General features: G+C 50.8%; 11 protein-coding genes. 4 read left to right on the top strand and 7 right to left on the bottom strand.

Annotated elements, in window-relative coordinates; translation table 11 throughout:
• Positions 1–66 precede the first annotated feature (66 nt).
• Positions 67–1,320 carry a mannonate dehydratase gene (gene uxuA, locus T499_RS0100115; protein WP_013064172.1) on the top strand — a complete coding sequence of 418 codons (1,254 nt, stop codon included), beginning with the start codon at positions 67–69 and terminating at the stop codon, positions 1,318–1,320.
• A 92-nt stretch (positions 1,321–1,412) separates the two neighbouring features.
• Positions 1,413–2,999, top strand: coding sequence for a mannitol dehydrogenase family protein (locus tag T499_RS0100110; protein WP_033149287.1), 1,587 nt, complete (start codon positions 1,413–1,415; stop codon positions 2,997–2,999).
• 55 nt (positions 3,000–3,054) lie between these two features.
• Here T499_RS0100110 and T499_RS0100105 read toward each other — a convergent pair whose 3' ends face one another.
• From T499_RS0100105 to T499_RS0100080, 6 genes are all read right to left on the bottom strand, one after another.
• Entirely contained in the window at positions 3,055–3,723 is a 669-nt protein-coding gene (locus tag T499_RS0100105; RefSeq protein WP_033149286.1) for a tetratricopeptide repeat protein, read from the bottom strand.
• Positions 3,716–4,777, bottom strand: a complete 1,062-nt coding sequence (gene leuB / locus T499_RS0100100; protein WP_013065727.1) for a 3-isopropylmalate dehydrogenase — start codon at positions 4,775–4,777, stop codon at positions 3,716–3,718. The genes T499_RS0100105 and leuB overlap by 8 nt, the downstream gene beginning before the upstream one ends.
• A 21-nt stretch (positions 4,778–4,798) precedes the next feature.
• Positions 4,799–6,373: an alpha-isopropylmalate synthase regulatory domain-containing protein gene (locus tag T499_RS0100095; RefSeq protein WP_033149285.1), complete on the bottom strand. Its 1,575-nt coding sequence runs from the start codon at positions 6,371–6,373 to the stop codon at positions 4,799–4,801.
• Complete coding sequence (leuD, locus tag T499_RS0100090) at positions 6,352–6,948, bottom strand: 3-isopropylmalate dehydratase small subunit (RefSeq protein ID WP_013064680.1); 597 nt, start codon at positions 6,946–6,948, stop codon at positions 6,352–6,354. Before leuD ends, T499_RS0100095 begins: the two co-directional genes overlap by 22 nt.
• An 85-nt stretch (positions 6,949–7,033) precedes the next feature.
• On the bottom strand, positions 7,034–8,428 hold the full coding sequence (gene leuC / locus T499_RS0100085) for a 3-isopropylmalate dehydratase large subunit (protein ID WP_033149284.1): 1,395 nt from the start codon (positions 8,426–8,428) through the stop codon (positions 7,034–7,036).
• 2 nt (positions 8,429–8,430) lie between these two features.
• Complete coding sequence (locus tag T499_RS0100080) at positions 8,431–9,933, bottom strand: 2-isopropylmalate synthase (RefSeq protein WP_013063073.1); 1,503 nt, start codon at positions 9,931–9,933, stop codon at positions 8,431–8,433.
• A 429-nt stretch (positions 9,934–10,362) separates the two neighbouring features.
• Here T499_RS0100080 and T499_RS0100075 point away from each other — a divergent pair, with 429 nt between their 5' ends.
• Positions 10,363–11,679: a GH25 family lysozyme gene (locus tag T499_RS0100075; protein WP_033149283.1), complete on the top strand. Its 1,317-nt coding sequence runs from the start codon at positions 10,363–10,365 to the stop codon at positions 11,677–11,679.
• 30 nt (positions 11,680–11,709) lie between these two features.
• A complete protein-coding gene (gene rlmH, locus T499_RS0100070; RefSeq protein ID WP_028908392.1) occupies positions 11,710–12,180 on the top strand; it encodes a 23S rRNA (pseudouridine(1915)-N(3))-methyltransferase RlmH in 471 nt (156 codons plus the stop codon).
• Here the strand turns inward: rlmH and T499_RS0100065 are convergent, their stop codons facing one another.
• Entirely contained in the window at positions 12,181–13,062 is an 882-nt protein-coding gene (locus T499_RS0100065; RefSeq protein WP_033149282.1) for a KPN_02809 family neutral zinc metallopeptidase, read from the bottom strand. It lies immediately after the preceding gene.
• Positions 13,063–13,126: the final 64 nt, after the last annotated feature.

Here is a 13,126-nt window from a genome sequence, read left to right as displayed (position 1 = left end):
CATTTACCAATAAATGCGTAATTTTGCAGCATCAAAAAATATAGCAAATCAAAATAATAACTAATTATGGAAAGAACATGGAGATGGTTTGGCAAGAAGGATAAGATTACTCTTGCACAACTCAGACAAATCGGTGTTGAGGGCATTGTTACCGCCCTGCACGATGTACCCCTTGGCGAGGTTTGGACTCGTGAGAAGATTCGCGACCTGCGCGAGTACATCGAGAGCTACGGTATGCGCTGGAGCGTAGTAGAATCGTTGCCCGTTGTTGAGACAATCAAATACGGCGGTCCCGATCGCGATCACCAGATCGAGGTTTACAAAGAGAGTCTGCGTAACCTCGCTGCCGAAGGTATCCACTGCATCTGCTACAACTTCATGCCCGTACTCGACTGGGCCCGCACCGACTTGTTCCACGACAACCCCAACGGTGCCACTAACCTCTATTTCAACTATGCCGAATTTGCTTATTTCGACATCTATATCCTGAAGCGTCCAGGCGCTCGCGAGGAATGGGAGAAGTTCCAGTTCCCCGAGGGATGGGGCCAGGGCCGCAGCGTCATCGCCGAGTGCGACGAGCTGGCTAAGACCATGACACCCGAGAAGGACCACAAACTGGTTGAGAATATCGTGATTAAGACTCAGGGATTCGTAAGCGGTAACTTCAGCGAGAACGACGAGGCTCCTGTACAGAAGTTCCGCGAGTTCCTCGATCTGTATAAAGGCATCGACAAGGCTAAGCTGCGTGCCAACATGAAGTACTTCCTCGAGGCTATCATGCCTGTTTGCGAGGAGTGCAACATGAACATGTGTGTTCACCCCGACGATCCCCCTATCGAGATTCTGGGCTTGCCACGCATCGTACGTACCGAGGAAGATATCCAGTGGTTCCTGGATGCTGTTCCCAACAAGCATAACGGACTCACGTTCTGTGCTGGTTCGCTCTCTGCAGGCGCTTATAACAATGTGGTTGAGTTGGCTAAGAAGTTTGCCTCTCGCACACACTTCGTTCACCTGCGTTCGTGCCACATCTTCCCCAATGGCGACTTTACTGAGGCCTCTCACCTGGGCGGTCGTGCCGATCTGATTGAGCTGTGCCGTATCTTCGAGAAGGAGAATCCTGCTCTGCCCATGCGTGTGGATCATGGTATGACCTTTACCGATGAGCCTGGTGGTATTATGGACGAGAGCAGTCACGGTCACAATGCCGGTTACACTCTCTTGGGTCGTATGTTCGCCCTCGGTCAGGTACAGGGTATCCTCGCCACCGTTGATCGCGAATTAGGCATCGAATACAAACAACCCGGATTCTTTGATTAAATAATTTAGCAACGGACAACAGGACTAAAAGAAAAAAAATCCTTGTGGAAAAAATCCTTAAGTCCTGTGGTCCGTTGCAAAAAAATAAGAGTATGAAACTGAATGATATTATTAGCGGACAGTTAAATGCCGCAGAGTGGGAAGCTAAGGGCTACCAGCTTCCTAAGTTTGATATCAAGGCTGTACGCGAAAAGACAGCCAAGGAGCCCACATGGGTACACTTCGGTGGCGGAAACATCTTCCGTGCTTTCCCTGCTGCCATCCTGAACGACGCACTGAACACAGGTAAGTACGATCGCGGTGTGATTGTAGCCGAGACTTTCGACTTCGAGGTTATCGATAAGGCTTATGCCCCCTATAACAACCTTTCGCTCTGTGTGAACCTCTGCTCAGACGGTTCTATCGAGAAGAAGGTGATTGCCAGCGTAACCGAAGCCCTGAAGGCCGACCCGCAGTTTGAGGATTGGAACCGCCTGGTTGAGATCTTCAAGAACCCATCATTGCAGATGATTTCGTTCACCATCACCGAGAAAGGTTACACCTACAACGAGGCCGACCTGGCTCGCGGACTGAAGCCTGTATTCGCTATGGGTAAGGTTTGCGCCCTGTTGCTCGAGCGTTTCAACGCCGGACAGATGCCTCTCACCGTCCAGAGCATGGACAACTGCTCGCATAACGGCGATAAGGTAAAGGCTGGTGTATTTGCTTATGCCGAGCGTTGGGTGAAGGACGGATTGGTACCCGCTGCCTTCCTCGACTATCTGAAGGATGAGAAGAAGATTACCTTCCCTTGGTCGATGATTGATAAGATTACCCCTCGTCCACACGAGAAGGTAAAGGAGATGCTGGCTGCTGATGGTTTCGACGACAACAACTACATCGAGACCGAGAAGCACACCTTCACCGCTCCATTCGTAAATGCCGAAGAGGTACAGTATCTCGTTATCGAGGATAACTACACCAACGGTCGTCCACCATTGGATCTGGGCGGTGCACTCTACACCACTCGCGAAACCGTTGATAAGGTAGAGACCATGAAGGTTACCACCTGCTTGAACCCATTGCACACCGCCATGAGTATCTATGGCTGCATGCTGGGCTACACACTGATTTCTGCCGAGATGGCCGACGAGGACCTGCGCCCATTCGTTCAGAAGCTGGGTTATATCGAGGCTATGCCAGTAGTAGTTGATCCAGGTGTGCTGAACCCCTACGAGTTTATCGGCGCTGTTATCAATCGCCGTTTGCCAAACCCATTCATGCCCGATGCTCCACAGCGTATCGCTATGGATACCAGTCAGAAGCTGCCTATCCGCTTTGGTGAAACTCTGAAGAAGTACATCGCTCGCGGTTTGGATAAGAGCAATCTAGTACTCATCCCTCTCACACTGGCTGGTTACGCCCGCTACCTGAAGGGTATCAAGGATGATGGTACAGCCTTTGATTGTTCACCCGACCCCATGCTCGAGGAACTGCAGGCTATCGTTGCTCCATTGCAGATTGGTAAGGCCGATCAGGATTGGAGCTGCCTGAAGACTCTCTACAGCCGCAAGGACGTGTTTGGTCTCGACCTGTACGAGGCTGGTCTGGGCGAGCAGATCGAGGGAATGGTTAAGGAACTGTTTGCTGGTAATGGTGCCGTTCGCGCCACACTGCACAAATACGTTTCTGCTAGATAAAATAAAATGGCCCTAATAATAATGAAGCCCGCCAAATTTGGTGGGCTTTATTATTTTATTTGCACTTATCGTACCACTCACGTAACGCAGCACGCGGGGTTCCTTGCTTTACGGCTTGGTCTAATGCCTCGCGGGCTTCTTTCTTACGTCCTAAGCGCAACAGCACATCAACCTTCGATGCCGTCAGCTCTGCGTTCTTAGGCGCCAATCGTAAAGCTTCGTCCCAATCGTACAGGGCTGCATCGTATTGCTCCTGTTGTGTTTCAAAAGCTGCTCTGGCAGCATAGGCATCCGTACTGTCGGGGAACATCTGTACAGCACGGTTCAGCTCATCGGCAGCATCTGTCTTTCGTCCCAACAACTGCAGCACGTGTGCCAAACCCAAGCGCGCCTCCAGGTGTTCGGGATGGATAGCTAAGAAAGCCTCGTAATCGGCACGGGCAAAGCTATACTGTCGCAACTGCGTCTGACAGAACGCACGGAAGTAAAGTGCCGCCAGGTTTTTCTCGTCTTTCTTCAATACAGCCGAATATTCATCGCGGGCATACTCGTACTGCTGCAGATTAATGTTAGCCTCAGCCTTTTTCAAGCGCAGTTCCAGATTATTGGGGTTCAGATTAATCTGCTCTATCAGCACCGATACCGAATCGCGCCATTGTTTGGGCGTCTGGGCAGCTGCGCCCAGCGCCACAAACATAGCAGCTATCATTACAACTTTACGCATTCTTAATGTAATTTACAATCCACTCTCCTACTTCGGTTGTGCCGTATTTCTCGCCACCCTCGACCTGAATCTCAGGGGTGCGCACGTTGGCATCGAGCGAGGCGGTAACAGCCTTACGAATCAGGGCGCCCTCTTCGTTCAGTCCGAAGTGCTCCAGCAGCATGGCAGCTGAGAGAATCTGAGCGATTGGGTTAGCCAGATTCTGACCGGCAGCCTGTGGCCACGAACCATGAACGGGCTCGAACAGCGGTGTGTGCTCGCCTAATGACGACGAAGGCTGCAAGCCCATAGAACCAGTAATACAGCTGGTCTCGTCGGTCAGGATATCACCAAAGGTATTCTCGGTTACAATCACATCGAAGTAACGGGGCTCTGTGAGCACACGCATCGAGGCATTATCGATAAACATGTAATCGGTAGTAACCTCGGGATACTGCGACTCCATCTCCTTGGCTATCTGGCGCCACAAACGGCTCGATGCCAGCACGTTAGCCTTATCAACCACAGTCAGGTGCTTCTTACGGGTCATTGCCATCTCGAAGCCCACCTTCAGGATGCGCTCCACTTCTGGACGGGTGTAGATATTGGTATCGTAGGCCTGATCGTTATCCTGATACTTGGCACCGAAATACATACCGCCAGTCAACTCGCGAATCACCACAAAGTCGGCACCCTTCAGGAGTTCCTCTTTCAATGGCGACTTGTGCAGCAGACAATCGAAAGTAGCCACAGGGCGCACGTTGGCAAATAAACCCAACTTCTTACGCATGGCCAGCAAACCTGTCTCAGGACGTATCTTAGCGGTAGGATCGTTGTCGAACTTCAGCGAGCCAACAGCGGCAAACAGCACAGCGTCGGCCTGCATACATACCTCGTGGGTGCTGTCGGGGTAAGGATCGCCCACCTCTTCGATGGCGTGAGCACCACAGATAGCAGGGGTATATTCAAACTCGTGACCGAACTTAGCGGCAATTGCATCCATCACAGCCACACCTTGTTTCATAATCTCTGGGCCTATTCCGTCGCCCTCTAATACAGCAATCTTTAATTTCATAATTCCATTTCGTTTTTTCAACTATATTTCTTTCTCTTGTTCATCTTCGATGATGTTCAGCATCTTGAAGGTAGCCTTGATGGCCGCTTCGGTCTGGTCGGCATCCAGTCCGCGGGTGCGGAGGATTTTGCCGTTATCGTTCCAAGTAATCACGGTCTGTACCAACGCATCGGTTCGTCCGCCAGGCGGGATGGTAACAGCGTAGTTCTGCAGGATGGGGAACGTACGTCCGAGATACTTCTTATAGATATAGCGCAACGACTTTACGAAAGCGTCGTACTGACCGTCACCAGTAGCCGAAGCCTCGTACGCCTGTCCGTTAATCTCCACCTTTATATTTGCTCCAGGTTTCAATCCATAAGCCGTTGATACTACATAACTTACCAGCTTAACTTTATCCTCTGGTGCATCGTGTTTCAGCACGTCGCTCACGATGAATGGCAGATCCTCCTGCGTTACAATCTCTTTCTTGTCGCCCAGTTCGGTAATACGCTGTGTTACACGTTTGGTCTGCTCAGGTGTGAGCTCCAAACCGAGTTCTTCCAGATTCTTGGCGATGTTAGCTTTACCGCTATTCTTACCAAGGGCATATTCGCGTTTTCTACCGAATCGCTCAGGCGCCAAAGCGTTGCAATACAGGTTATCCTTCTTGTCGCCATCGGCATGCACACCAGCCACCTGTGTAAACACGTTATCGCCGATGATAGGCTGATTAGGTGCTACGGCAATACCACTATAGCTCTCAACCATACGCGAGATGTCGTTCAGCTTGTCCTCGCGGATATTAGTGCGGGCATTAAACTGGTCCTTCAGAATTACCTGCACACTCGACAGCGGTGCATTACCACAACGCTCACCCAGTCCGTTCACCGTTACGTGCAGACCTTTGGCACCACTCAGCACAGCAGCCAACGAGTTCGATACCGCCAGATCGTAATCGTTATGGGCGTGGAAATCGAAGTGCGTATCGGGATAACGCTTCAGCATTTTGCGGAAGTACTCGATACACTGCAGCGGGTTCATGATACCCAAGGTATCGGGCAGCATAAAGCGTCGGATACCCACATCGCACAGCGCATCCATCAGCTTGTAAACGTAGGTGGGCGACTCGTTCATACCGTTGCTCCAATCCTCCAGATACAGGTTAACGGTAATGCCTTTTTCGTGGGCATAACGCACCTCGCGATGGATATCCTCTATGTGCTCGTCGGGTGTTTTCTGCAACTGCTGGGTACAATGCTTCAGCGAGCCTTTGGCCAACAGATTCACGGTTTTACAACCGCACTCAGCAGCCCAGTCGATGCTTTTGCCGCCATCGATAAAGCCCAGCACCTCTACCCTTTCGAGAGCATCGATACGTGAGGCATAGCGACAAATCATGCTTACCGCCTCGCGTTCGCCCTCGCTCACACGGGCCGATGCCACTTCGATACGATCCACATTCAGATCGTTCAGCAGCATACGGGCCATCATCAGCTTTTCGTGGGGCAGAAACGATACGCCGCTGGTTTGCTCACCATCGCGCAGCGTAGAGTCCATAATCTCCACAAAGGGCTTTACACGCTTGAATTTGTTTACTTGTTCGCTTGTTCCCATTGTTCTGTTTTCTGTTTGTTCTCCACCAAGAAGTCGATATCGTCTAATCCGTTCATCAGACAATGCTTCTTGTATGCGTTAATGTCGAAGTGCTCGCTGCGCCCGGTAGCCTTGTTGGTTACCGTCTGGTTGGGCAGATCCACCTCTACTTCGGTCTTGGCATCAGCATCGATGCTGGCAAAGAGTTCAGCCAGAAACGCCTCGCTCACCACCACGGGCAGCACAAAGTTGTTCAGCTCGTTGTTCTTATGGATATCGGCAAAGAAACTGCTGATAACCACACGGAAGCCGTAGCCTGCAATGGCCCACGCAGCGTGTTCGCGACTACTACCCGAACCAAAGTTCTTGCCTGCCACCAGGATGCAGCCCGAGTACTTGGGATTGTTAAGCACAAAGTCGTTGTTCAGCGTGCCGTCGGCATTGTATCGCCAGTCGCGAAACAGGTTGTCGCCAAAGAATTTCTCTTCGCGTGTGGTGGCCTTCAGGAATCGGGCGGGTATTATCTGGTCGGTATCCACATTCTCCATTGGAAGCGGAATACACGTACTTGTTATTACATTGAATTTCTGTTTCATCTTGTTTTGTTTTTTTGCAACGGACTACAGGACTTTAGGATTATTTTATCGCGAGGATTTTTTCTTTCAGTCCTGTTGTCCGTTGCTATATTAACTCTCGTGGATCTGTAATCACGCCGGTTATCGCTGCGGCGGCAGCGGTGAGGGGCGATGCTAAGATGGTGCGGGCACCGGGGCCTTGGCGACCTTCAAAGTTGCGGTTGGATGTTGACACCGCCAACTTACCTGCGGGCACCTTGTCGTCGTTCATGGCCAAGCAGGCCGAACAGCCAGGCTGACGGATTTCGAAACCAGCAGCCTCGAGCACCTTGTCCAGTCCTTCTTCGCGAATCTGCTTATCCACAGCCCACGAACCAGGTACCAGCCAAGCCACCACATCGGGCGACTTATGACGGCCCTTAACCAGATGGGCAAACGCACGGAAATCCTCGATACGTCCGTTGGTGCAAGCACCCAGGAACACATAATCCACCTTGGTACCCAGCAACTTCTGTCCAGCCTCAAACTGCATATAGTTCAGGGCCTTCTCAAAGCCTGCTTCGGGTGCTTTAGCCTGCTCGGCATTAGCGGGAATATTCTCAGTAATACCGATACCCATACCAGGGTTGGTACCATAGGTAACACGGGGCTCGATATCAGCAGCATTAAACGATAGCTCCTTATCGAACACAGCATCGTCGCCACTCTTCAGCGTTTTCCAATAGGCCACAGCCTTGTCCCACGCCTCGCCCTTGGGTGCATACTCCCTACCCTTCAGGTAATTAAACGTGGTGCTGTCGGGAGCGATAAAACCACCACGCGCACCCATCTCTATCGAGAGGTTACACAGCGTCAGTCGGCCCTCCATACTCATAGCCTTAACCGTTGATCCGGCATACTCGATAAAGTAGCCCGTAGCACCGCTGGTGGTAATCTGTGCCATCAGGTAAAGGGCCACATCCTTAGGTGTTACACCCTTACCCAGCACGCCGTTGATGGTGATACGCATCGACTTGGGTTTCTGCTGCAGGATACACTGCGAGGCCATCACCATCTCTACCTCGCTGGTACCGATACCAAAGGCCACAGCACCCATTGCGCCATGGGTAGAGGTGTGCGAGTCGCCACAAACAATCGTCATGCCTGGCAGCGATAATCCCTTCTCAGGACCTACCACGTGGATGATACCGTTATCCTTCGACATCATGCCGTAATGGGTCAGTCCGAACTCGGCTGCATTCTTGGCGAGGGTGTCCACCTGCTTACGCGAAACGGGATCCTCGATAGGTTTGTCCTGATCGTGTGTAGGTGTATTGTGATCGGGCATACAGAATATCTGCTGGGGACGGAAACATTTCAGTCCGCGTGCACGCATGCCGTCGAATGCCTGAGGCGATGTTACCTCGTGACAGTACAAGCGGTCGATATACAGCTGCGTAGGACCTTCCTCCACCTGCTGCACCACGTGCTTATCCCATATCTTATCAAAGAGTGTATTCATTTTTAATCTTCCTCCTTTTTAAACTTGTTTATACAATCGATATACGCCTCGACGCTGGCGGTAACGATATCGGTGTTGGCACCAAAACCATAGTAAAGGGCGCCATCGTACTCCACCTGCATGTGTACCTTACCCACATCGTCGCTACCCTTCGAGATAGCCTGGATGGTAAACTCCTTCAGCGTCATCTGCTTCATGATAATCTTCTTGAGTGCCTTGATGGCTGCATCAACCGGACCGTTACCCGAAGCAGCTGCCTCGAACTTCTGTCCGCTGATGTCCAGTCCGATACTGGCCACACTCTTCACGCCCTTACCTGTAGTAACCTGCAGGAAGTCTAATCTAACAGCATGTGTATCAGCTGTATCGGCACCAGCCAGCATCAGAGCATCGGCATCGCTCACCTCCTTCTTCTGGTCGGCCAATACCAGGAACTTCTCATATACCTTATCCAACTTCTCCTCGGTCAGATCCACACCGTTCACATGCAGACGATGCTTCAAGGCAGCACGACCTGAGCGGGCGGTGAGTACGATTGAGTTATCGTCGATACCCACATCCTTGGGGTCCATAATCTCGTAGGTCTGTACGTTCTTCAGCACACCGTCCTGATGGATACCGCTTGAGTGCGCAAAGGCATTACGACCCACGATAGCCTTGTTAGGCTGAACGGGCATATTCATCAAGCTCGACACCATACGGCTGGTAGGATAAATCTTGGTGGTATTGATGTTGGTCTCGATACCTAACTGCTTGTGGCACTTCAGTATCATGGCAATCTCTTCGAGCGATGTGTTACCGGCACGCTCGCCAATACCGTTGATGGTTACCTCCACCTGGCGGGCACCTGCCATCACACCGCTGAATGAGTTGGCTGTAGCCATACCCAAGTCGTTATGACAATGGGTTGAGATGATGGCACGATCAATATTATCCACGTGCTCCATCAGGTATTTGATTTTATCGTGATACTCCTCAGGCAGACAGTAGCCTGTGGTATCGGGGATGTTTACTACGGTAGCACCAGCCTTGATTACCGCCTCTACCACCTGGGCCAGATATGCGTTGTCTGTTCTTCCGGCATCCTCGCAGTAGAACTCCACATCATCTACAAATCGCTTGGCATACTTGGTGGCGGCAACGGCACGCTCCAGAATCTCCTCACGGGTTGAGTTGAACTTATACCGAATGTGCTCGTCGCTGGTACCGATACCCGTGTGAATACGCTTGTGCTTGGCATACTGCAGGGCTTCGAAAGCCACGTCGATATCGCGTTCAACGGCACGTGTCAGCGCACAAATCACTGGCCATGTAACCGCTTTCGAGATTTCAATCACACTGTTAAAGTCACCTGGACTTGAGATAGGGAATCCTGCTTCGATCACGTCCACGCCCAACTGCTCAAGCGCCTTAGCCACCTGAATCTTCTCTACGGTGTTCAACTGGCATCCGGGCACCTGTTCGCCGTCGCGGAGCGTTGTGTCGAAAATAAACAACCTTTCCATTTTACAATTTTACTATTTTACGATTAAACTATTAATTTATTCCAAACGAAAGAGCCTTTCACACTCGGAAGTGAGAAAGGCTCTATCTTAATTTTTAGTTTCAATGAAACATTGTCAATTATCTACATACCCTGTCACTTCCGACCTGCCCCAAGCAGTCGAATAATAATAAACAGGCTGTTAAGTAGATTCAGACTCTTCATTTTTGCTTAATTTCTTATTTTCGGCTGCAAAATTAATCATTTTCGTTGGAATAAACAAACAATTCGTAACTTTTTTATCGAAAAATCTATCAATTTATTAGTTTTAGCCCTTTTTGGGGGCCTGTTCGCACATCAATTCTTTATCATAAGCATAAAAATTATCATTATTTTGATGGCAAAGATAGCAAATTAATTTGTAACTTTGCACCCGAAATCATGTAAATAAATGAAAAAGGTATTAATATCTATTATAACACCCTTTGTTCTGCTGTTGGCATCAACCTACTTTCTGAGGCAACCCACGCATCCCGGCATGCAACTGAGTGCCGATATGCAGAACACACTTGCCGCCGAGGCCGACACCCTGCCCAACGACTCTATGCCCGATTTTGGCGACGAATTTGAGTATTACTTCGACCGTCACAACGTGATGGACGAGGGCTATGAGATGGTGGCAGCCTTTGCCAACGGTAAGCGCCTGCAGATTGAACCTGCCCAGCGACTAACCGTTTGGAACGTGGGCAACTGGCGCAACCGTACCCACGAGGGCACCACGCTGGCTTTAGACTCGGCTGGTTTCACCATTGTGGCCACCTATCAGGCCGACACCATCAAAACAGGTCTGCGTATCGACAGCTTAGGAACTTACCAAGGCGACTTCAGAGGTACCAAAGCCAACGGTCATGGTGCTTACATTGCCGATGGCAGCTATTTCGAGGGTCACTGGACCGATGACAAGCGCGACGGATTCGGCATTCAACTGCTCACCCCTACCGATGGCGAGCCACGCCTGCAGGTGGGCGAATGGAAGAAGAACCGATTCTGGGGCGAACGCATGAAGTACACCTCCGAGCGTATCTATGGCATTGATATCGCCCGCTACCAGCACGGCAAGGGGCGCCACAAATCACCCATCCTTTGGGATAAGCTCAGCATCAGCTTCTTAGGCAAGAAAAACCACAAGAACGTGCACGGCAAGGCCAACTACCCCATCTCGTTTATCTTTATCAAGAGTACCGAGGGCGTTACCGTAACCAATAAGTTCTATGCCGACGATTACGCCAAGGCGCGCAAGCATGGTATCCCCATCGGTGCCTACCACTTCTTCTCGCTCAAGACATCGGGTGCCGCCCAGGCCAAGCATTTCATCAAGCACACCAAGTTCCAGAAGGGCGACCTGCCCCCAGTGCTCGACGTAGAGCCCAGCGACGCACAGATACGTGCAGCAGGCGGTGCCGAGAAGATGTTCCAGCAGATACGTATCTGGTGCAGGATGGTAAAGGCCCGTTGCGGCGTAACACCTATTTTATATATAAACCAGATGTTTATCAATAAGTATTTTGGTATGGTGCCCGACATTAAGCGCGACTACGACGTGTGGATTGCCCGCTACGGCGAGTATAAGCCCGATGTGCGCCTGGCCTTCTGGCAACTGTGCCCCGATGGCCGTGTAAACGGTATTCGTGGCGATGTAGATATCAATGTGTTTAACGGCTATAAGAGTCAGTTCGACGAGTTCGTAACCAACAAAAGCATAAAATAACTTTCAATCTTCAATATTCAATTTTCAATCATGAAGACTATCTTAATACTGGTTGGCAAGACCACCGACAAGCATTTCCAGGCGGGCATCAATGATTATGTGGATCGCATCGGTCATTACATGCCTTTCGAGCTCGTAACCATCCCCGAACTCAAAAACACCAAGAGCCTGTCGGAGGCACAGCAGAAAACCACCGAGGGCGAACTTATTCTGAAACAGATTCAGCCCAGCGACACCGTGGTGCTGCTCGACGAGCATGGTAAGGAGTTTCGTAGTATCGAGTTTGCCAAGTGGCTGGAGCAGAAACGCAATACGGCCCGCCGACTGGTATTCGTCGTAGGCGGACCGTATGGATTTTCTCCCGAGGTATATGCCCGTGCTAACGAGCAACTCTCGCTCTCAAAGATGACGTTCTCGCATCAGATGATTCGTTTGGTATTTACCGAGCAGATCTATCGTGCCTGCACCATCATCAAAGGCGAGCCCTATCATCACGAGTAATTATAGATCGTTGTAATTCTGTACAGCAAAGGTTGTGGTGCGCATGTCGCCAGTCTCGAAGCCACGCTTCAGCCAGCGCTTACGCTGATCGCTGGTGCCGTGGGTAAACGATTCGGGTGTTGCACGACCCTGAGCCTTCTTCTGCAACCAGTCGTCGCCGATAGCCTTAGCCAGTTCCAAGCCCTTTTCTAAATCGCCGTACTCCATCGAGTGGTTCATCGCATCCTCGTAATGCGCCCACACGCCGGCATAGTAATCGGCCAGCAGCTCCAAGCGCACACTTATCTGGTTGGCACTCACCTTATCTGTCTGGTTCATAGCCGAATGCGCCTTGTTCAGTGTACCCGTCAGGTACTCAATATGGTGACCAATCTCGTGGGCTATCACATACGCGTAGGCAAAGGTATTACCCTCTACACCAAGCTGACGTTTCATCTGGGTAAAGAACGAGAGATCCACGTACAGTTTCTGGTCGCCCGAGCAATAGAACGGACCCACCGCAGCTGTAGCCGAACCGCAAGCCGAGTTTACCTGATTGCTGAACAGCACCAGCGTGGGATACTGGTATTCGCCCCAGCCATTCTCCTCGAACACCTTGGTCCATACCTCCTCGGTACTAGCCAGAATCTTCTTACAGTCCGAGGCCAGTTCCTGTTCCTCCTCAGTAAAGTTCTCCTCACCAACGGTCTCGGTAGGCGCCTGCATCTGTAAGCCTTGCTGCACCACATTCTGTACGACATCGCCCACGTTTCCACCTTGCAGAAAGGTAAACAGAGCAATCAGAATAATACCGCCAATACCTCCGATACCAGCCTTAGCACCACCGCTCATACCGCGGCGATCCTCAACATTCGAGCTTTCTCTTCGTCCGTCTAATCTCATAGTCCTAAGTTCTTATTTAATGTTTAATCTTTAATGTTTAATCTTTAATGTTTAATCTTTAATG

Source organism: Prevotella sp. RM4 (genome assembly GCF_000701965.1).
Taxonomy (GTDB): domain Bacteria; phylum Bacteroidota; class Bacteroidia; order Bacteroidales; family Bacteroidaceae; genus Prevotella; species Prevotella ruminicola.
This window is presented reverse-complemented; position numbering and strand designations above follow the sequence as displayed.

What these genes read in the sequence shown, in the direction of transcription:
- leuD (WP_013064680.1), bottom strand. Translation starts at nt 6,948, where the DNA reads ATGAAACAGAAATTCAATGTAATAACAAGTACGTGTATTCCGCTTCCA.
- T499_RS0100075 (WP_033149283.1), top strand. Translation starts at nt 10,363, where the DNA reads ATGAAAAAGGTATTAATATCTATTATAACACCCTTTGTTCTGCTGTTG.
- rlmH (WP_028908392.1), top strand. Translation starts at nt 11,710, where the DNA reads ATGAAGACTATCTTAATACTGGTTGGCAAGACCACCGACAAGCATTTC.
- T499_RS0100095 (WP_033149285.1), bottom strand. Translation starts at nt 6,373, where the DNA reads ATGGGAACAAGCGAACAAGTAAACAAATTCAAGCGTGTAAAGCCCTTT.
- uxuA (WP_013064172.1), top strand. Translation starts at nt 67, where the DNA reads ATGGAAAGAACATGGAGATGGTTTGGCAAGAAGGATAAGATTACTCTT.
- T499_RS0100105 (WP_033149286.1), bottom strand. Translation starts at nt 3,723, where the DNA reads ATGCGTAAAGTTGTAATGATAGCTGCTATGTTTGTGGCGCTGGGCGCA.
- T499_RS0100110 (WP_033149287.1), top strand. Translation starts at nt 1,413, where the DNA reads ATGAAACTGAATGATATTATTAGCGGACAGTTAAATGCCGCAGAGTGG.
- leuB (WP_013065727.1), bottom strand. Translation starts at nt 4,777, where the DNA reads ATGAAATTAAAGATTGCTGTATTAGAGGGCGACGGAATAGGCCCAGAG.
- leuC (WP_033149284.1), bottom strand. Translation starts at nt 8,428, where the DNA reads ATGAATACACTCTTTGATAAGATATGGGATAAGCACGTGGTGCAGCAG.
- T499_RS0100065 (WP_033149282.1), bottom strand. Translation starts at nt 13,062, where the DNA reads ATGAGATTAGACGGACGAAGAGAAAGCTCGAATGTTGAGGATCGCCGC.
- T499_RS0100080 (WP_013063073.1), bottom strand. Translation starts at nt 9,933, where the DNA reads ATGGAAAGGTTGTTTATTTTCGACACAACGCTCCGCGACGGCGAACAG.